General features: G+C 50.5%; 16 protein-coding genes. 9 read left to right on the top strand and 7 right to left on the bottom strand.

Features of this window, described 5'->3' with window-relative positions:
- On the top strand, positions 1-855 hold an 855-nt coding region (locus COW20_03275; GenBank protein ID PIW50227.1), incomplete at its 5' end, for a hypothetical protein.
- Between the two features lie 85 nt (positions 856-940).
- Here the strand turns inward: COW20_03275 and COW20_03280 are convergent.
- Positions 941-1339 (bottom strand): hypothetical protein, encoded by a 399-nt coding sequence (locus COW20_03280; protein ID PIW50228.1) that lies wholly within the window; start codon positions 1337-1339, stop codon positions 941-943.
- Between the two features lie 133 nt (positions 1340-1472).
- Here COW20_03280 and COW20_03285 point away from each other — a divergent pair, with 133 nt between their 5' ends.
- On the top strand, positions 1473-1943 hold the full coding sequence (locus COW20_03285) for a hypothetical protein (protein ID PIW50229.1): 471 nt from the start codon (positions 1473-1475) through the stop codon (positions 1941-1943).
- Positions 1944-1954: 11 nt separating this feature from the next.
- Here COW20_03285 and COW20_03290 read toward each other — a convergent pair whose 3' ends face one another.
- The 4 genes from COW20_03290 to COW20_03305 form a co-directional block, all read right to left on the bottom strand.
- Positions 1955-2326: a diacylglycerol kinase gene (locus COW20_03290; protein ID PIW50230.1), complete on the bottom strand. Its 372-nt coding sequence runs from the start codon at positions 2324-2326 to the stop codon at positions 1955-1957.
- A gap of 18 nt (positions 2327-2344) precedes the next feature.
- Entirely contained in the window at positions 2345-8035 is a 5691-nt protein-coding gene (locus COW20_03295; protein PIW50231.1) for a hypothetical protein, read from the bottom strand.
- Between the two features lie 102 nt (positions 8036-8137).
- Positions 8138-9358, bottom strand: coding sequence for a hypothetical protein (locus tag COW20_03300; GenBank protein PIW50232.1), 1221 nt, complete (start codon positions 9356-9358; stop codon positions 8138-8140).
- A 171-nt stretch (positions 9359-9529) separates the two neighbouring features.
- Positions 9530-10387 (bottom strand): MBL fold metallo-hydrolase, encoded by an 858-nt coding sequence (locus COW20_03305; GenBank protein ID PIW50257.1) that lies wholly within the window; start codon positions 10385-10387, stop codon positions 9530-9532.
- A 181-nt stretch (positions 10388-10568) separates the two neighbouring features.
- Between COW20_03305 and COW20_03310 the strand changes: the two genes are divergently transcribed.
- Entirely contained in the window at positions 10569-11588 is a 1020-nt protein-coding gene (locus COW20_03310; protein PIW50233.1) for a hypothetical protein, read from the top strand.
- Between the two features lie 51 nt (positions 11589-11639).
- Here the strand turns inward: COW20_03310 and COW20_03315 are convergent, their stop codons facing one another.
- Entirely contained in the window at positions 11640-12476 is an 837-nt protein-coding gene (locus COW20_03315) for a hypothetical protein (protein PIW50234.1), read from the bottom strand.
- A gap of 170 nt (positions 12477-12646) precedes the next feature.
- Between COW20_03315 and COW20_03320 the strand changes: the two genes are divergently transcribed.
- The 6 genes from COW20_03320 (at position 12647) to COW20_03345 (ending at position 18771) form a co-directional block, all read left to right on the top strand.
- The gene (locus COW20_03320) at positions 12647-13462 is read left to right on the top strand and encodes a hypothetical protein (GenBank protein ID PIW50235.1); all 816 of its coding nucleotides are present in this window, start codon (positions 12647-12649) and stop codon (positions 13460-13462) included.
- Between the two features lie 17 nt (positions 13463-13479).
- Positions 13480-14487, top strand: coding sequence for a multidrug ABC transporter ATP-binding protein (locus tag COW20_03325; GenBank protein ID PIW50236.1), 1008 nt, complete (start codon positions 13480-13482; stop codon positions 14485-14487).
- Positions 14484-15290, top strand: a complete 807-nt coding sequence (locus COW20_03330; protein ID PIW50237.1) for a hypothetical protein — start codon at positions 14484-14486, stop codon at positions 15288-15290. The genes COW20_03325 and COW20_03330 overlap by 4 nt, the downstream gene beginning before the upstream one ends.
- A gap of 2 nt (positions 15291-15292) precedes the next feature.
- Complete coding sequence (locus COW20_03335; protein ID PIW50238.1) at positions 15293-16084, top strand: hypothetical protein; 792 nt, start codon at positions 15293-15295, stop codon at positions 16082-16084.
- 114 nt (positions 16085-16198) lie between these two features.
- On the top strand, positions 16199-18415 hold the full coding sequence (locus tag COW20_03340) for a hypothetical protein (protein PIW50239.1): 2217 nt from the start codon (positions 16199-16201) through the stop codon (positions 18413-18415).
- A 68-nt stretch (positions 18416-18483) separates the two neighbouring features.
- Positions 18484-18771 (top strand): hypothetical protein, encoded by a 288-nt coding sequence (locus COW20_03345; protein ID PIW50240.1) that lies wholly within the window; start codon positions 18484-18486, stop codon positions 18769-18771.
- On the opposite strand, the gene COW20_03350 is transcribed toward COW20_03345, so the two are convergent.
- Positions 18768-19316 carry a transcription termination/antitermination protein NusG gene (locus tag COW20_03350; protein PIW50258.1) on the bottom strand — a complete coding sequence of 183 codons (549 nt, stop codon included), beginning with the start codon at positions 19314-19316 and terminating at the stop codon, positions 18768-18770. The genes COW20_03345 and COW20_03350 overlap by 4 nt on opposite strands.
- Positions 19317-19331 lie beyond the last annotated feature (15 nt).

The raw sequence follows: 19331 nt of genomic DNA on the forward strand, positions 1-19331 counted from the left end.
CCAGCAGCCGAAACCCCAGCAGCCGAAACCCCCGCAGCTGAAACCCCCGCAGCTGAAACCCCCGCGCCTCAATTCCAGGAAGTGACAGTCAAACCTGGAGAATCCTTGAGTATTTTGGCTTTGCGTCATTTGGGAAATTCTGAACGCTATCCTGAAATTTTCGAAGCCAATAAAGATATTTTGCGAACCCCTGAATCGCTAAGAGCGGGCATGACCTTAAAGATTCCTGTCAGTTCGGATCGCCCCAGCGACGAAACCAATGGTGCCAGCGATGTGACAGGCGTTGGCAATCTGGATACGGAGGGCATGACTCCCCGAGCTGCAGAACTTTATGAGGCTCTGAAAGGCTATCAAGCCCATCACAGTGAACTCGGACACACCAATAGAACCCGAACCACCGACGCTGAAATGCGTGAGATTGCCGTTGAATTGGATAAAGCGGGTGAGGCCTTTGGCGTAGATCCCAAAGTGATGTTGGCAGTCTATGCCCATGAAAGCGGGGGTTTTAATCCCCGAGCCCGCAGCAGTACCGGTGCCGGTGGGTTGGGGCAATTGACAGGGGTCGCCATTCGTCAGGTGCACTATATGGCGGGAATGGCCAAGGGTCAACAGGGTCGTGAGCCCTATACCCAGTACCGTGACAATTTTATTGCCAGTGAAACCAATATTAATCAGCGCTTTAATATCAAGCAGAATATCTGGACTTCTACCGCCTATATGGCCTATGAAATTCAAGATCGTAACAATGGCAATGTGCAAAGAGCGCTTGCACGCTATGGGGATCCCAATGTGGCAACCTATGGCAATAAAGTGAACGCCGAATATGCAACACTTTTCGGCAGCAGACTTTTCTAAGTTCTTATAACGAAAACCTTGAGTCGGCTTGAAAATGGCTGGCTCAAGGTTTTTTTATGGGGTTAAAAGACAGCTCCAGCTCTGTCTATGGATTTTCTTTGATAAAAGCCATGGCACTTTCTACAGAAGGCGCATCGACTCTTTGTACGCCACGGGTCATGGAGGTGTCTGGATTGACGAGAATTTCAGTCGCTTCGGGGTGAATCGTAATAAAATATTTCACACCCGTCCAACCCAACGCAGGAAAACGATCCTGGGCAATCATGCCCAAAATCTCTTCACTGAATTCTCCGCTGGCTTTACTGGGATCAAAGATCCAGGCTTTGGCCTGGCTGCCTCTGGCGTGATTGATACCTTTTACAAAAACAGCTTTGCGAAATTCTTCAAGTTCAACATTGAAATCGGTCCAGCTTTCCAAAACGGTGGCAATCTCAGGGTGCCATGAGACGTCCAATTTATTCGCAATGCTAAAGATATTCATCATCTGCAATCACTTCCTTTGGCGGTTTATCTTGCTTACAGGGAACGGATAGCTGTTATTTTAGCATATAATATCTCAAGAAAAGAGAGGGTGAGCAAGAGAATCCCGACTTGAAAATTTTACAAAGGAATTTGCCATGCCCCCCAGTCTGAAAACCACTGAACGCTGGAACCAGACCCTGCGCTATTTTTATTTTGTCTATGCCCTTGGCGGGCATGCCAATGACGCGGATACGATTTGGGGGAAAATTCGTTTTCAAGGGGAAACAGAACTGCTTCAAATTTTCGAAAAACTTCAGATTCCCCTTCAGGTGATTCCGAAGGGAGTGGAACGCGTTCAACCCCGCGTGTCCTATGCCTTCGACGAATATCAACGTCTGGCACACCCTGTCACCGCTTATCCCAACTACCAGGAACCGAGTATTCAAACGATCTTTGGGATTCAGACCTATTTTTCGATTCAGCAAGATTCCATTTCAGTCGCCCTTTCGGGGGCCGAGGGGGACTCCTGGGCGGTCACTGAAAAGGATTTTCAGAATGCCCTGCGTTTAGAATCTGAATTTGAAAAAATGGGTATTCAAATGGAAACCCCCCCAGGCAAAAATTAAGTATATCAGGGTCAGTGTCGGAGAACGTTCAAGAGTTTGGGCCCCCAGAGACAAAGCCCGACGGCGACAGCCGCGATGGAGGCGGCTAAAACAGCTCCTGCTGCTACGTCTTTGGCAATTTTGACCTGGGGATGAATCTCTGGAGCGAGATGATTTAAGCTTGCTTCGAGCGCAGTATTGAGCAATTCCAGGCTCAAAACCAGCCCCAAGGTCAAAAACAAAACAGCCCATTCCAGCGGGAGCAAGTTTAACCACAAGCTGAGAGAGAGGGCCAATAGGCTTGCTGCAGCATGAACCTGCATATTGCGCTGGGTTTTCAGGGCATAAACCAAGCCTTCTCCTGCCCAGCGAAACCCGAGCAGAAACTTTTTAAACCCCTTCATCAGGTCTTCAGGCATGCTTTAAAAACTGAGCCCGACACTGACCATGGCACCGAAATCGGGTTTGGACTTGCTCAGATCCACTGTGCTGGTGACGCCCATCTGCCAACTGCCTTCACGGTAGCTAAAGCCAGCATAGGCCCCATATTTATTCGGTTCTGAAATTGGAGCTGTGCTGGGGGCCAACCCGGCGGGATTGAGGTAGCCCCCAGCCATCAGATCGAGGCGAGACAAATCACTGTGTCTGCGATAGGTGACGCCTGCAATCGCCGTGGTGGGAATGGCAATATGTTTGGGCAGCGGCACGCCTGCCAGGCTGGCGCTGCCCTGGGTTTGGTCAATGCTCAGATAGGAGCCAGGAACCAGACCGGCATGAACGCCATAGGTGCTCTCAGTATTGGCATCATTGGTATGTTTCCAACCCAACTCGGTGACGAGGCCAAAGGCCCCGTCATCCATGCCCTTGCCGATTTGATTGCTGCTGAAGGGGTTGGGGTCAAATGGCGCTTGGGTCATGGCCTGAGGCCGGGGGAAAAGTAGGGTTAGACCGGCATGGGGGCCATTTTTAAAGGGGGTTTGCAGACGCAGTACGCCATCGAGTTCGAGCTGTACGCCTTTAACAATCTCATAGCCATCTGAAGACAGGGCTCGGCTGAGCGTGCTCATCATGCGTTGGGGGTCGTATTGCTGATAACGGGCCACAAACTCAATCGCTGAGCCTTTCATCTCCAGCGGGCCTGCTGAAATTTTCACTTCACCGCGGCCACTGGGATCGCCAAAATAGACATGGGCGCGATTGGTTTCAATCGTTGCGAGTGCTTTGAGTTCATGCACATTGTCAAATTTGACAGCAATCGGAATGCCATTATAAGAGGTGCGAATTTCGGCGGTCAGGACAGAGCTGTCTGAGGTGGGTACCAGGTGCAGGGCTGCGCCCTGGGCCAGCCCAGAAATGCCAGTGGCTTTGACGAGAAAGCCTTCCATTTCTTTGATATCGACATCAATTTTTTGCCCCGCAACTTCGGCATGGATTTTTGTGCCTTTGATTTCATCAATGATCAGATCGCCATTTTTACTGTCGAGGCTGATTTGGGCCGTTCCCCCCGTAACCTGAACCTTGGCATCTTTCGTGCTGGCGTCAATATCCAGGCCTTCACCCCGGAAGGTATAAAGCCCTTGACCGTCCTGCTGAAAACTCAGTTTTTGGCCTCCCCCCAAGCGCAGGTTGAGATCGTCTTTGCTGAGTTTGATTTCTCCACCCTGTGGAATTTGCAGGAAAGCTTCCCTGAGGAAACTGCCATCTTCTGACATTTGCATATTCAGGCGTACCTGATCGCCATTCTGGGTGCGTACCATCAGGTTCATACCAGAGACCAGGGCATCGGCCTGGCCCACGCGCAAGTCCGCGCTGGCAAGGGTACCCGTTTCGGTTTTGTTCAGCAAGAGGTCGACATTTTCAACTTTGACATTGAGTTCCTGTTCCAACTGTTTGACCACAGCTGCTGAATCGAGGTGCAGGCTGGTCAATTGGGGGTTATCCAGCAATTGACCGCCCTTCAGATCGACAGTTAAGCCCTCTTTGGGCATTTCCAGTTTGAAGCCATCAAAACTGGCCTGGAGCTGATTACCCGCCTGGGAATAGCTGGCCTGTAGATTGTCGAGGGCGGCGTTCAAATCCGGATTGGAATAGGTATTTTGGTCGGGCAGGTGTAGCTTCATGCTTGAAATACTGCCATCAGCGCCCGTTTCAAGTTGCAGGGTGCGCACCTCTGGCAGGTTCAGGTTTTGCTCACCGGATTGCAGCGCTATCTGCTGGCCTTGAAAATGAAAGAGCTGGCCGCCTTCTGTTTTCTGGGTGAGATCTGCGGCATAGGTGCCCATGGCAAAATTGAGGGCTTGGTTTTGTCCGGTCTGGCCTGCAAATTGAACCCCCTCACCGTTTAAATGAATATTCTCTAAAAGCCCATCTTCACCATAGTGGGCTTGGAATTGGGTGCCTTGCAGGGTCAATTGGCCTTGATCCCCAGCATAATTCAGGCTGTTTGCCCCGGCTTGAATCTGGCTGAGTTGACCCTTTTCGCCATAACTGAGTTTGACTGCGCCCTGACTGAGATCGACCTGACCAAAATCACCGCTGTACTGGCCGGCCTGAACACTGCCGACCGCCTGACTTAACTGGCCATTGGCCCCATAATCCAATTTGAGGTCGGTTCCGGTCAGATTGAGCGTTGTACCGGTTTGGGCCAGACTCAACTGATCGGAATGGGCCTGTAGGCCAGACAATTGGCCCGCTTCAGTATAGTGGATACCCACGGAGGTGGTGCCCTGGGTGGTCAGTTTGCCCCAATCTCCTTGCAGACTCAGGTTTTCACTGCTGCCTGAGATATTGCTGACCAGCCCATTTTCATAGGTATCCAGTTTCAGGGTGGTGTTTTCGGCATGGGCCTGAAGCCCTTGGCCTGAGAAATCAACGCTCTCTGAGTGCGCATTCAGCGAAGCCAATTGACCCTTTTCACTGTAAAAGGCATTTAGGGTGGTGGGGCCATGGGTTTCAACGGTTCCCAAACTGCCAGAGTAATTCAGATCGCCCGCTTGGGCACTTGCGCTTTCTAAGAGCCCGTTATCGGCATAATTGAGCTGCATGCCCAGGCCCTGAACATTCAGCTTGTCTCCCGAACCCGATTGCCAGTCTACTTGCCCTGCACTGGCGCTGGCGCTTTGCAGCAGACCATTTTCGCCGTAACTGAGCTGGGCGTTTGCCTTTTCGATCTGAAGCTGATCGCCAGACAGAGTTTGGAGATTGAGTTTCTCAATCTGGCCCTGCGCACTCTGCAACTGTCCATTGGCAGTGTAATTCAGATTCAGGCTGCTCTGGCCCTGGGTGGCGAGCGTTCCTTGAGAACCGTGATAATTCAGATCGCCTGCGCTGAGTTGGGCTGACTGCAGCAGGCCATTCTCGCCATAATTGAGCTGGCCCTGAAGATTTTCAACCTGAAGTTGATCGGTATTGTTTTGCCAATCGACCTGGCTGGCTCCCCCTTGAAGGGTTTGCAGACTGCCATCGGGGCGATAATTGACACTGGCCTGGGCGTTCTGAAGGTTGAGAACCTGTCCATTTTGGCTCAGATTCAGGCTGCCGGTTTCAGCCTGTACGGTTTGAAGTTGACCCGTTTCATAAAATTGCGCGTTGAGTTGGGCGTTACTGGCCTTCAGGCTTTCGCCGTTTTGGCCCAGATAATCAAGCTGCCCGGCCTGGGCATTCAGCCGTTTGAGTTGTCCATTTTCATCCCAGTTGGCTTGGATCTGGGTCTGGCTGGCATTGAGTTGCTGGCCCTGCCCAGAATAATGCAGGCTATCGACTTTTCCAGCCAGGTTTTGAATGGTGCCAGTTTCAGAGTAATCAGCCTGTATGCCCACTCCCTGCGCATCAATGCCCTGTTGGGGGTCTTGCCAATGCAAGTTCCCGACACCGGCAAGAATCTGACTGGGAGAGCCATTGGGGTGATAATTGATACTGAGCTGGCCGTTTGTAAGCTGGCCTGTCTGGCTGCCATTGGCGTAATTGAGCTGATCGGCTTGGGCGCTCAAATGCGAGAGATGGCCCGCACTGTCGCGATCCAGCTCCAAACTCGCAAGCCCTTGGCTGCTCACACTCTGCGTGCCCTGTTGCCAATTTGCATTTTCTGCTGCGAGGGTCGCCTTTGAGCTGCCATCGGCACGGGTGATCAGGTCAAAATTGCCCTGCTCGGCACTGAGCAGGCTGTCGCCGCTCTGAATGGCAACCTTTTCACCTGAGAAGCGCAGCAAGCCATCGCCCGTGTTCTCATTTTGCACCATCTGGAAACCCATGCGATCAGCCGTAATCAGGGTTTGCCCATCGAGATAATTCAGGTTCTGTGCTTCGCCTTTCAGGCTGGAGACACCGCCCTGATCACGCTGCCAAAGTCCTACCTGATCGGCGCTGAGCGCATTCTGACCCTGTTGGTAAAGCAAATGATCGGTGGCCAATTCAAAGCTGCCAGGGGTTTGAACCATGCGGGCATTTTCAAGCTGAATTTGGCCAGATTCATTGTTGATGGCAATGGAATCCGCTTGAATCAGGCTGCTGGCATGGTTTCTGTCAATTTGGGCCTTGACACCGCTAAGCACTGTACTTTGGCCTGAATCATTGACCGTCAGGGAATTCATTTGCAATTGATCGAGGCCATTGCCCAGTTGGATTTGGGCCTGGTTGGCGGCTACCTGGGTTGAGCCGGTTTGCAGGTACATGCCGGGAGATTGAATCGTATAGGCGCCCGTTGCGTGGTTTTGGCTGAGTTGAGAGCCTGCCGGTAGCAGAAAGGAGGTATCCCCCTGATTGTAACTGAGCGGAATCGGCAGGGTGACGGGGAACCACAGCGGGGGGAGCTGGCTTTCAATCGCATTCATGCCCTGGCTATAGGCCGCAATCACGGGGGTGAAACCTGCGCCTAAATGGGGAGGGCCGGATTGAACCCCTTGAAAAGCCAGATCGACGAGTTGGTTGATGGGGGCAGGAACTTGAATCTTTGCGCCTTGGTTGGCAACCTGGGTCAGAGAATCTGCCAATTGTTTGACCTGATTTTGAATCTGTTCTGAAGCCTGGCCACTGGCTTTATTCAAGCTCTCGGTCAGGTTTTGCGAGAGGCTTTGAATATTCGCTGGGACTGCGCCCTTTTGATTGAGTTCAGCCAGTTGGTTTTGCAGGGCAGGAATATTCAAACTGTCTTGGCTGGCAAGATCCTGAAGGCTTTTGCCTAAATCGCCAAACTGTGAGGCACTGCTCTGTTCACGCAGTTTTTCCAAGCTTTCATTGAGCTTGCCAGGGGGGGCTTTAGAAATCGTTTCGGTCAGCTTCGAAAAATCCTGAAGCAGATCGGGGGGCAGATCCTGAGTGGCTGAGAGCATGCCATCGGCCATTTCGACTGCATTGCGAATAATGCCCAAATCCTCTTCGGGGTGGTCCACGTAGAGGGGCGTGACGGGCCCACGGGGCGCAATATTTTCAAGGCCCCGCCGCAGCAGTTCATCGCGCAGGCTCATCACCAGGAGGGTTTCAGGGGTCAGTTTTTTGAGCGGGGCTTTGTTGCGTTCCAAATCCCGAACCAGTTCACGGCTGTCTGCCAGCAGATCGGTTTGAGTGCCCAGGTTTGCGTCTGCTTGGATACTGAGTTGCGGCAGGCTGCCCGCACGCTGAAGTTGAAGCCCCAGCTCCTGACCCGCTTCGGCAATCACTGCAGCGCTTAATTGATCTAAACCCGCCTTGACGGGGCTGTCCATCAGCTGGCCCATTTGCAATTGCTGTCCCAATTGACGCATCAGCGTAAAGACTTCCTGTCGGACCTGGGGTTGCTTGAGATCATAAAATGCAAGTTTTTGCTTGAGTTGATCCAGACTGTTTTGAATTTGGGCCTGCAGCGCGCTCGGTAGGTTGTTGCCACTTAAACTTTTACGCTGATTCAGTATCAATTCAAGGCTTTTGGCGGCCTGTACAGGAGTGCTTGAAACCGGGGGATCGAACAGAGCCACACTGGCAGGGGCAGAACCACTGGCCTGTTGGTTGGAGGGAAGGGAATCTGTTTTGACAGAGGGGGTAAGCGCCTCGGATGGTGGCGCAGGGGCGACAGGTACCAGGGGTTTTGCTGCCTGAAGGGGCACTGAGGGCTGAATAGAATCACGACGCAAATAGGGCATGGGTGACTGCTCGCTTACAGACAGATTTGGGCTTACTCTATTATAGCCTGTCGCGGCGCATGAGTTGCTAAGCGCATCTGCTTCTTGCTCTGAATTGCAGGTTTAAGGTTGGGTTTCCCCGGTTCGGTTGGGTTTCAGTCGGTAGCGATCGAGAATCAGTTCAAAGAAATTGCTGTAGACCTGGCGGATCGTCAGCAAGCTCTGATTGTCTTGTGTGAATCTGAGACCTGTACAGTTCATACTGGTTTTTTTTCCCAAACTTTTCACGTGTTTGCCATTGCCTGTACGAAAGATTTGTACGGGTTCTCCCGAACCCATGCCACAGACAGCAATCTGGCTGCCATCAGGAGAAAAATCGAGATTTGTAATATATTGCTCCTTGCCACTTCGCCAGGGGGTAGCCCAGAAGCGTTGTCCGCTGCGCCAGTTCCAAAGCATGAGCTTTTGCTCTGTACCGCCTGCGGCCAGGTATTTACCGTCAGGGCTGAAGGCCAGAGTTGAAATATCTCCGGCTGAAGGCAGTTTACGCAAGGCTTTTAAGCTTAAATTTGAAACTGAAAACAGTTCAATGCCTTTGAGTTGATTGGAACTGCCCAAGGCCAGAAACTCTCCACTTGGGTCAAAACTTAAGCTTGAAATCACACGTTCTTGGGAGGGTTTGGGGACTAAGGGCGCTGAAAGTTTCTGTGAATTCAAATCATAGAGCCAAAGGGCTTGGGTAGGATTTTTTTGAGCCGTATAGCCTGCTAACGCCAACACCCCTTGCTTAGAAAAGGCGAGTGTATTGCAGCTTCCCGATACTTGTTTGCGTTGCAGCAGCTTCCACTGTCCGGTCTGGTAAATGCTGATTTGCCCGCCATCATCACAACTTGCCAAACTCTGACTGTCGGGGCTGAAAGCCAGCGCTCGGATCGGTTTTTGGTTGCCGGGAAGTTTCTGCAGGGGGTAGAGGTTGGGCTGTTCAAAGGTCTGAATATAGCCAGCCGCTGCAGCGACGGCAGCCCATTTTCCATCTGCTGAAATCGCCAAGGCCCAGAGCGAACCTTCTGAACTGTTCCAGCCTGAGATCCATTTCTCAGCGTCGGCTTTGGGGGCGCGCTGATTTTCTCTGATGCGTTCGCTGGGCAGCCATTCCATTTCATTGGCACTCCAGTTATAAGCGACAAGTACCTGCCCCGCTTCTTCGCGGATCACCCAGGCGATATACCAATTGCCATCGTCTTTCTGAGCCAGAATATCCTGGCCAGGCGCAAAAGCAAAGGCCTGTGTTTGGAGCAATAGATACAAGCTCAGCGCCAGAGCGGGCAGGTGTTTGATACGCATGGGGAAACCTCGTCATTACATGGATAGCGTTTCAGGCTGAGCTGAAGTGCTGAGAGCAGCATAACAAAGGGAAGGCTTGCGCTGCCATCCCCCTCCCATGAAATTTTGCTGGCCAGGGCCGATAAAAAAAGCACGGACAGAAACTTCTGTCCGTGCTGAGTCCATCAGATTTTAGCGCAGAGGAATTTTAAGATAACTCATGCCATTGTCTTCAGCCGGTGGAAAGGAACCTGCATTGACATTGACCTGAACGCTGGGCAGCAGCAGCACAGGCGCATGCAGGGTTTTATCGCGCAGATTGCGGTGAGAGACAAAAGCGTCCTTATCTGTTTCTGCTTTCAAAAACACATTTTCAACTTTGGATTTGCCGATCGTGGTTTCATATTTTACTTCACGGCCTCCTGGCTGATAATCGTGTCCCACAAAGACACGGGTATCATCGGGAAGATTGTAAAGCTTCTCATGGATTGAGGTATACATATCTACCGAGCAACCGCCAGGAAAATCACAGCGGCCTGTGCCGAAGTCTTCCATAAACAGGGAATCCCCTGTGAAAACTGCATCTTCAATCAGATAGCTGACACAGGCTGGGGTATGTCCGGGGGTATTGATGACTTTGAAACGCAGGCTACCAGCCGAAATTTCTTCACCATCCACAAACAGCTGATCAAACTGAGAACCGTCGGTTTTCAGGCTTGTATAATTAAACAGTCCTTTGAAAACTTCCTGAACGGTTTTGATATTTTCGCCAATGCCAATTTTTGCCTCGGGGTAAGCATCTTTGATGTATTGAGAACTTGAAAGGTGATCGGCATGGGCATGGGTTTCTAAAATATAGTGAAGCTTCAGATCGTTCTGATCGATAAATTCTTTGTTTTTTTCAAAACTTTCAGTAGATATTTTTGAAGCAGCAGGATCGTAGTCAAGAACTGGATCAATGATCACGGCATCTTTTGTATCAGGATCAAAAACCACATAGGTCAAGGTATAAGTCTTGGGATCATAAAAGGTTTCGATTTTCATGCATATCTCCATAGGGGGATTTAATAATATACCCAGTATAGTATATGTAAAAAATTCTGACATTGATCGAGATCAAGTTTTTGGGGGGTGAAGTTTTGTCTGGGTTAATCAATTCTTAAACTTTACACAAGTTTTTCTTATTCTTGACGATAAAGTTTCTATCTCCTAATCGATTTGAGGTCAGTTCATGAAGTCAAAGATCCTGCTTGCCGCCCTTTCTCTTGCCTTGCTTAACAGTTGTAATGCCTTGGTTTCAACTCCCCAGGCGGCTCCCCCCCTGCGCAGTTTTGCATTGCAACGCAAGGTTTCTGAAGGGATTGAAAAACGCGTGGATCTGAAACGGATGGAATCCAATCTTGCAGCCTTGACTGGGGCCAGACAAATTGCAAGCAATACGGTGATTCCTGAACGGGGAACGGTTCAGGGGCGTGCCATGACCCGCCAATACCTCAAAGAAACCCTGGAAGGTCTGGGGTATACGGTCGAACTGGATGAGTACCGCCGCAATGGCAGCAATGTCTTTACCCGCCTGATGGCTGAAGAACCCAGCGATGAGTATATCGTGGTGGGGGCCCATATGGATTCGGTGCGCAATGCCGGTGCTGATGACAATGCCTCAGGTTCAACAGCCGTGCTTGAAGCCGCTGCTGTTTTGCCGCAACTCAAGGGCCGAAAAGTGAATATTCTCTTTGCCTGGTTTGATGAAGAAGAATTGGGCTTGGTGGGAAGCAGCTATCTGGCCCGTAAATTCAAAAAGCAGGGCTTGAAAATTACCAGCGTACATACCATCGATATGCTGGGCTGGGATGGCGATGGCGACAAGGCCGTTGAACTGGCCCGCCCTGATGGCATTCTCTGGGACTATTACCAGATGGTCAATAAAACCCATGGTCTGAATCTTCCCTTGGATCGTACCAATACGGGCCAATCCGATCATGTTTCCTTTCATGATCAGGGCTATCCTTCGCTGTGCATGTCTGAAGAATGGACCAGTGAAGACAGCACTCCCTATTACCACCAACGGGGTGATCAGTTTCCGACGATTAACCGCGAGTTTCTGGCCTCTGGGGCGCAGTTGATGATTGCAGCGGTGGGTGATCTGAGCTTAAAGGTTCCCCCGCCTGCCAATATTCAACGCATTCCCCATGATCGTTTCCCGGCCCGTGAACGTGAATTTCACAAGAGCTACGAAGAAGCCTTGCATTAAAACTGATGATTCAATTCCAAGCGCTGCATCCTTGAGAAAGGGGCAGCGCTTTTATGCTTCTTGAGAAAGGTTGGGGCTTTCTTTAAAGTACTTGCGCAGCTCCAGGCAGAGGGCTTGGGTGCAGAGGGAAGCAAACATCGGACTGTTTAAATAGATTTGAAAATCCAGGTCTGAAATTTCATCGCGCAGGGCGCTGAGCTGTTCAAGTAGCAGCGGGCGGTCCTCGGGCAGGTATTTCTCTTTGGGCAAAATTTTGCGCACCAAGCTGTGCACATTGCGTGCTGTTTGGATGCGTATTTCTGTGACCCGCTGTTGCAATTGACGTTGGGCTTTTTTTTCTTTTTCAAGATCGCGTGCACTTTGGGCATAGGCTTCAATCATCCAATGAAAAGGCACTTCATTGAGTTTTTTGCGCATTTCCTGGGCCAATTCAGATTGCCAGGCCACCAGCGCGTCTTCAAGTTCAAAATTGTCTTTCCAATCTTCTGGCAGATTGCGGAAAAGAATTTCGTGGCTCAGGTTGAGCCAGCGTTCAGACAGGGCTTCGGCCCAGGTTTCGGCAAGGCCGAGCGGTGAGGTGTCCGACATTTTGCGGTTGCCTGTGGCCTCGCGTAAGAATTCCCTTAAGACCTGATAATCTTCACGGCGAAATTTATCAGAGGTCAAAACAGGCCAGTCGGAACTGTCTTCGCCCATATCGAGATGGTCTACCTGAATTTTATTGCCAAAAAGAAACAGATGTGTCAATTCGGTCAAACTTTGGTGGAAGTACTCTGTTTTTGCATTTTCGAGCTGATCTTTGCAATTGAGCCAGAATTCCTGCAATTCACTTTGATTGCGGAGCAAAAAATCATCACTGAGATTGGCAGTCAAATTTTGAAAGTCCATCCATTTTCTCCAGAACGTCTTGCTGAGAGGCCTTGAATACAATTAGTATACAAAAGTATTTTACGTTTTGTAAATCACTGAATCGGCAATTTTTATCCTGAATCCGTGCTTGAGCCTGACAAAAACAACGGGCTTTGCTATGCTGAAGGGATGCAGGTGAGAAACATACCATGAATGCTCTGAACCCCCTTCGTCCTCAAAATTTACGCTCCCCCGCACAGGCAGAAAGCGCGCCGCCTGTGGGCCATCAGGCATCTGCTCAAGGGAGCCCCTTGCCAAGCCCTTTTCAAGCTGATCAACTTCAAAAAGGTTTGAAGAAAGGAGCACTTCCCGAGCAGACTTTGGCTTTGAACTCCCCCCAGGTTTTAAGCCTCAAAGAGGTCTTGCCTTGGACGCAACATACGGCCACTTGGGGGGCCTCGGGTTCACTTTCACCAGGCAAACAGAGTTTTGCTGAATGGATACGTACAGGCGATGCCATGCAAATCCCAGCCCTGGATGATCAGTTGATCTTGAATTGCTATGAGTTTATTCTGTATGCCGCTTTGCAGGCTGGCAAGATTGACTCAGATTGGTTAAAACAATTTGAAAAGCAGCATGTGGTCACAGAACCTTTTGAAAAGGAAATGCTGCCCCACGGGGCACAGAGCATGCAGTACCAGGTGCTTGAGGGGCAGGTTCAGATGCAGTCTGGCCCACGCCCGCAAGAGGGAGATATTGTGCTCTTCGATGGCGCCAGCCACGTCATGCTGGCTACGGGCAGAACCCCAGGCGGCAAGACAGAAGTGCTCAGTTTTTCGCCTCTGCCGATTTGGGGAGAAGGATCGTTTACCATGGGCAAAGACCATGTGGCGCCAGAACTCACCACGCTTGAAGACCTGATTCAGAATTTGGTGGATCTCTATCCCGACTCGCCTGTGGATTGGGCCAAGATAGAGATTCGTTTTGGCAAAGCCCCTTGGGATTCGGCCCCCTCGCCCAATTGAACTGAAGCACCCCAACCATGAATTCTCCAGCCATCTCCTGTCAGTCTCTTGCAAAAAATTTCAGGCATTACCACAAAGAACCCGGAATATTGGGCTCGATCCAATCTTTTTTCGTGCGCGATTATGAACTGCGCTCGGCGATTCAAGATTTTGATCTGGAAATTGAACAGGGGAGCCGGATCGGACTCTTGGGCCCCAATGGGGCGGGCAAGACCACCCTGATGAAGATGTTTACGGGCATCATTGTGCCCTCGCAGGGAGACCTACGGGTCTTGGGGCATGTGCCCCATCAGCGCGAAGTGGCCTTTCGGCGCAAAATTGCCTTGGTGATGGGGCAAAAATCTCAGCTTTGGTGGGATATTCCCGCCATGGATTCATTTCTGCTATTGCAAAAATACTACGAAATTCCAGAGGCGGATTTCCGCCGCCGTCTGGGCAGTTTATGTGAATTGCTGGGGGTAGAGAAACTGCTGAAGGTGCATGTGCGCAAACTCTCTCTGGGAGAGCGCATGAAAATGGAACTCATGGCCAGCCTTTTGCACCAGCCCGAAATTGTCTTTCTCGATGAACCCACAATCGGGCTGGATCTGGTGGCCCAGAACAATATCCGTGAATTTGTATTGGCCTGGCAGCGCGAGTACGGCACCACCGTGATTCTGACCTCACACTATATGGCCGATGTTGAAGCCATCTGTCAGCGGATTGTGCTGGTTTTAGAGGGCTGTAAACGCTTTGATGGCCCGATTCGTGAATTTGAAGCCGTATTGGGGCGCCAGAAATTTGTAAGTGTGGAATTTGAGCAGCCCGTGGCAACAGAGGCTGAAATCTGGCAGGGCTTGGATGCCCGTTGGAACGCAGACAAAACCCAGGTCGAGCTGCGGATTGCTGAAGATCAGCTGCGTGAGACCTCGATGCGCTTGCTACGTGATTTTCCGGTCAGCTCGCTGAGCATGGAAAAACTCCCGATTGAACGGGTCATGAATGAACTTTTGAACAATCCCCAGCTGATGGCCAAACCGCTATGAGTTTTTCGGCTGAATTGCAGAAATGGGCGGCCACAGTTCAGATTGCCTGGGCCAAAACCCTGGCCTATAAACTCAATTTTCTCTTGCAAGTGATTGGGCCGGTGCTGGTCTTTTTCTTTATCCGCTACAATCTCTGGTCGGCGATTTATTCGCTTGAAGGCATTCATACCTTGCAGGGCTATACCTTTCGGCAAATGTTGGCGTATCAGGCCTGGGTCATGATCGTGACCTTTTTGGGGCAGGGTTTCAATGGCATGAATCTCGCCGAGGATATTCGTCTGGGGCGGATTTCGGCCTATTTGATCTATCCCTTTGGTTTCTGGCAGTTTCATGCCAGCAGTTTTATTGCCTTTCAGCTGATTCAGGTTCTGGTGGCAGGGCTCAGTCTGCTGCTGATTGCCCTGGCGGGTTGGGTTGAAATTAGCTTGCCAGCTTTGGGCCTGGGCTTTGTTTACTGTTTCTGCGTGGGATTGTTTTGGTTTCAGGTCAATTTTCTGGTCGGCATTCTGGCTTTTTGGCTTGAAGAAACCTGGGTTTTGCGCGTGATGATCGTGACGGTCAGCCAATTTTTTTCAGGGGCTTTGATTCCCCTTGAAATTTTTCCTGCCTGGATTCGCTCTGGGCTTGAATATCTGCCCTTTCCCTATTTGACCTGGGTGCCCGTAAAACTGATGATGGGCACTTATCAGGGCTCTTTATACCAGGCCTTTGGCGTGATTGGGGCCTGGGGCTTGCTGTCGTTTTTATTGGCCCATTGGGTTTGGAACCGGGGCCTGCGTGCCTATACCGGGGCGGGCATCTGAGCATGTCGGTGCTGAAACACTATGGCGGGATCTACCGCGAATATGTCAACAATTGTTTTGCCGCCGCCATGAGCTACCGCTTGCATTTTGTGCTGCTGATTGTCATGGATCTGGTGTTTTATGCGACCATTCTCGGCTCTGTCGATTTTCTCTTTGCACACTTGAGCCAGATTGGCCCCTGGGGCCGCAGTGAATTTATGTTTTTTATGGCCTTTATGATTGCCGTAGAGCATCTGCATATGACCTTTGTGAGCGAAAACTTCTGGGAATTCTCCTATGATATTCGCACCGGCCGCCTGGATTTTATTTTGATCAAACCTGTGGCTGCTCTGTTCGTGATCTTTTTTCGCTCGATGCGGCCCGGTACGCTTTTGAATGGATTTTTTACCTGGTATTTTCTCTGGTACTATGGGCAGATTTTGCATTTCTCGGCTTGGCAATGGCTTTTGCTGCCCCCCTTGGTGCTCTTGGGGCTGGCCCTCTTGACCAGCATTGAAATTCTGCTCTGCATGTCGATGTTCTGGATTGTGGAATCGATGGGGATTAATTTTATGCGCATGCAGTTTCAGCAGGTTTCGCGTTGGCCTGATTTTGTTTACCAGTATTTTGCCCAGAAGTTTTTCAGTTTCGTGATTCCGGTCTTGCTGGTGGGCAGTGCGCCTGTGAGGTTTTTATTCAACCCTGTAGAATGGCAGGGTTTGGTCTGGATGGGGTTTCTGCTGTTGCTCTGCTGGTTCTTGATTGGGTTTTTCTGGCGCAAAGGTCTGGCTTCCTATGAGTCGGCTTCCAGCTGAGGGCAAGTTTTGAGTTTAACAATTTGAACGGCTTTGATGTATTCTGAAGATGTTTGAGCAGGTTGGGACTGAATTCCTGCTCACGTGAAATTCGCGCAAAGGAAAAATTTTCGCTTGTCTGCAGAACAGAATACCCCTTCGCCAGATTTTTCACTCTTTCCTGAGCTTTCAGGCGAAGAGGCGGTTGAGATCACGCTGCTCAGTGATTGGGAGCAGTCTCAGACCCAAGCGACAAATCCTGAAATGGGCGAAACTCTGAAAGCCGAGCGGGAAAAATACGCCATGTTGGGAACCGTGGGTTCGGGGGCGATGGGTGAGGTGCTCTTGGCCCGCGACCAAAATCTGCACCGCAAAGTGGCCTATAAAAAAATCCACACGGATATGAACCAAAACCGCAAGGTGATGGATCGTTTCTTCACCGAGGCCCAAATTACAGCCCAATTGGATCATCCCAATATTGTGCCGATTTACAGCCTTGAAATTACGGCCCGGGGTGAAATTGGCTATTCCATGAAACTGATTCATGGCAAAACCCTGAAAGATCTGATTCGTGAGGCCCGTGCCCAATACGACCAAACGGGCAAAGTGGACGAAGAACACAGTTTAAGGGTGATGTTGGATCATTTCCTCAAGGTCTGCGATGCCATGCATTACAGCCATAAAAAAGGCGTGATTCACCGTGATTTAAAGCCCGCCAATATTATGATTGGCCCCTATAACGAAGTCTATGTGATGGATTGGGGCATTGCCAAAGTCATTCAGCAGGCCGAACCCCCTGTCGATGAAGAAATTGTGCGCCTGATTAAGACCGATCTCAACGAACCCCCGATGGAGCGCACCCAATTGGGACAAATTCTGGGCACGCCCCGCTATATGTCTCCCCAACAGGCTGCTGGTAAAAACGACCTGCTCGATGGTCGCAGTGATCAATTTTCACTCGGTTTGATTCTGTTTGAACTGATCACCCTGAAACCGGCTTTTCATGCCACTGAGCCGATAGAACTGATCAAAAAAGTGCTCAAGGCCGAACTTGAACCCTTTCAGCATTATGTTGCCAAACAGCCCCTGCCCTTTGAATTGCAGGCGATTGTTCACAAAGCGACAGCCCAGAAGGCCCCCGATCGCTATGCCAGCGTGGCAGAGCTGGCCGATGACCTGCGCCGGTTTTTGCGCGGGGAAGCGGTGCTTGCGCAACCCGATACCTCGCTGCAAAAGGTTTTGCGCTGGGTGGGGCGGCACCGCCAAATTACCCTGGGTTTGGTTTTTGGGCTTTTTTCGCTGAGTGCAGGGATTTTGATCTGGAGTTTGTATCAACAGCAGCAGGCCATGCAGCGTGCCCAGGCCCATGAAAAGAAATTGAGTCAATACCTGATGGGGGTTTCCAAACGCGCAGAATTGATTGACGCCCAGTTCAAAAATTTTGAAGCCCTTTTGGAACGCCTCTCAGGGGCGGCTGAAACGGTTTTGGAATTTGGGGTGCCCAGTCGCGAACCCTTTTATACCTATCTGGATTTTTACAATCCCCGCACCGCTCCCCCTGATTTGCGCTATTCCAGCTATTACAAAGCGAAAATCAGCAGCGATTGGCTGACCTTTAAGCTCTCTCCGGGGGTTGAAAAAGCTGAACTTGAACCCTTGATTCGAAAACTCAGCCCCCTGCGGCATGTCTTTCGCCATATTGCCCTGCAAAGCCAGGGACAGGATTTGGTGGGGCTTTCAGAACAAGCGGTGCGAAAACAAATTCTCGACAAGGGCGTGCCTTTGATTTGGGCCTATTTGGGTCTGAAGCAAGGGCTGCTGGTCAATTACCCTGGCAATACGGGCTATAAGGCGGCCTATGATGCCCGCAAACGGCCTTGGTATACCCTTTCTCTGCATCAGAAAGGCCCCCGCTGGCAAAGCCCCTATATTGATACCTCGGGGGGAGGGTGGGTTTTGCCCTGTACCCAACCGCTCTATGATTCAAAAAGACAATTTTTGGGGGTGGCAGGTGCTGAAATGACCCTGGATTATATCAAAACACATTTTTTAGAAATCAAAGACAGGCCAGGCATCCTCAACAGCTATCTTTTGGATCAGCAGGGAAGAGTGGTGGCCAGTACGCTTGAAAAATCTGAGCACTTCGCCGTCGGAACCCTGGTCGAAACTGCGCGGGAACTCAAAGCCTATCCCCGCCCAGAGGTGGTTGCACAAATCATGAAATCCCCCTCAGGCTATCTTGAAGACAAGGATAAAAAAGGGCCAAGGGTTTTGGCCTATTACCAATTGCATTCCCTGGGCTGGTATTATTTGGTGGAAGCAGATACCCAAAAGCTGGGCATTGCAGATTGATTCGCTTGCCGAGCCCCTGGGCTCAGGCTATTCTGAAACCAGTGAAATAGATAAAGGAAGCGTACCCGATGGCTCCAGAAGAAACTGAAAACGAAATCACCCAAGCCCAAAGCATTGATGTGCATGATCTTGAAACCTTAAAAAAACTGTGGTTTATGCTCAAAAATACCCAGAGCCAGGATGAAATCTTTGCGGTGATTCGGCTGCTGCTCGACAGTTTACCCTATGATTGGGTTGATAAAAATGAAAACTGGCTGATGATTTCACAGCAGATTGAACAATTCGGAGAAAGCGAATTGGCCAGCTTGTTCAAGCTGGCCAACCAACGCTGTTTTCAATTGTCTTTGAAGGCTTAAACTTTGTTGATTTGACCGAATTCCAGTTCCACGGGTGTGGAACGGCCAAAGATAGAAACTGAAACTTTGACCTTGCCACGCTCGGGGCTGACTTCGATGATTTTTCCGTTGAAGTCTTGGAAAGGGCCGCTGGTGATTTTGACTTCGTCAGCGATTTTATAATCAAACTCAATCCGGGCCTTGCGTGAAGATGCACGTTTGAGAATTTTCTTGACTTCACGTGGGCTGAGGGGAACCGGACGGCTGCCTGCGCCTACGAAACTGGTTACGCCAGGGGTATTGCGCACCACGTGCCAGGAATCATCGTCGAGAATCATTTCAACCAGCACATAGCCGGGGAAAATCTTTTTGGTTTTTTCGGTACGTTTGCCGTCTTTGAGTTCAATTACTTTTTCTTCGGGCACTTCAATATTGAAAATGCGGTTGTCCATGCCCATCGATTCTGAGCGGCGCAGGAGGTTCTGTTTGACCTTGCTTTCGTGGCCGGAATAGGTATGCACGACATACCAGCGCTTGCCTTGGGTTTCTGTATTGGTAAGATTCATCATAGTCTGTGAGCC

It is taken from the genome of bacterium (Candidatus Blackallbacteria) CG13_big_fil_rev_8_21_14_2_50_49_14, assembly GCA_002783405.1.
Taxonomy (GTDB): domain Bacteria; phylum Cyanobacteriota; class Sericytochromatia; order UBA7694; family UBA7694.

Excerpts from the sequence above, each read along its gene's own strand:
- COW20_03310 (PIW50233.1), top strand. The coding sequence starts at position 10,569 with ATGAAGTCAAAGATCCTGCTTGCCGCCCTTTCTCTTGCCTTGCTTAAC.
- COW20_03315 (PIW50234.1), bottom strand. The coding sequence starts at position 12,476 with ATGGACTTTCAAAATTTGACTGCCAATCTCAGTGATGATTTTTTGCTC.
- COW20_03320 (PIW50235.1), top strand. The coding sequence starts at position 12,647 with ATGAATGCTCTGAACCCCCTTCGTCCTCAAAATTTACGCTCCCCCGCA.
- COW20_03290 (PIW50230.1), bottom strand. The coding sequence starts at position 2,326 with ATGAAGGGGTTTAAAAAGTTTCTGCTCGGGTTTCGCTGGGCAGGAGAA.
- COW20_03335 (PIW50238.1), top strand. The coding sequence starts at position 15,293 with ATGTCGGTGCTGAAACACTATGGCGGGATCTACCGCGAATATGTCAAC.
- COW20_03330 (PIW50237.1), top strand. The coding sequence starts at position 14,484 with ATGAGTTTTTCGGCTGAATTGCAGAAATGGGCGGCCACAGTTCAGATT.
- COW20_03345 (PIW50240.1), top strand. The coding sequence starts at position 18,484 with ATGGCTCCAGAAGAAACTGAAAACGAAATCACCCAAGCCCAAAGCATT.
- COW20_03350 (PIW50258.1), bottom strand. The coding sequence starts at position 19,316 with ATGAATCTTACCAATACAGAAACCCAAGGCAAGCGCTGGTATGTCGTG.
- COW20_03295 (PIW50231.1), bottom strand. The coding sequence starts at position 8,035 with ATGCCCTATTTGCGTCGTGATTCTATTCAGCCCTCAGTGCCCCTTCAG.
- COW20_03325 (PIW50236.1), top strand. The coding sequence starts at position 13,480 with ATGAATTCTCCAGCCATCTCCTGTCAGTCTCTTGCAAAAAATTTCAGG.
- COW20_03280 (PIW50228.1), bottom strand. The coding sequence starts at position 1,339 with ATGATGAATATCTTTAGCATTGCGAATAAATTGGACGTCTCATGGCAC.
- COW20_03285 (PIW50229.1), top strand. The coding sequence starts at position 1,473 with ATGCCCCCCAGTCTGAAAACCACTGAACGCTGGAACCAGACCCTGCGC.
- COW20_03300 (PIW50232.1), bottom strand. The coding sequence starts at position 9,358 with ATGCGTATCAAACACCTGCCCGCTCTGGCGCTGAGCTTGTATCTATTG.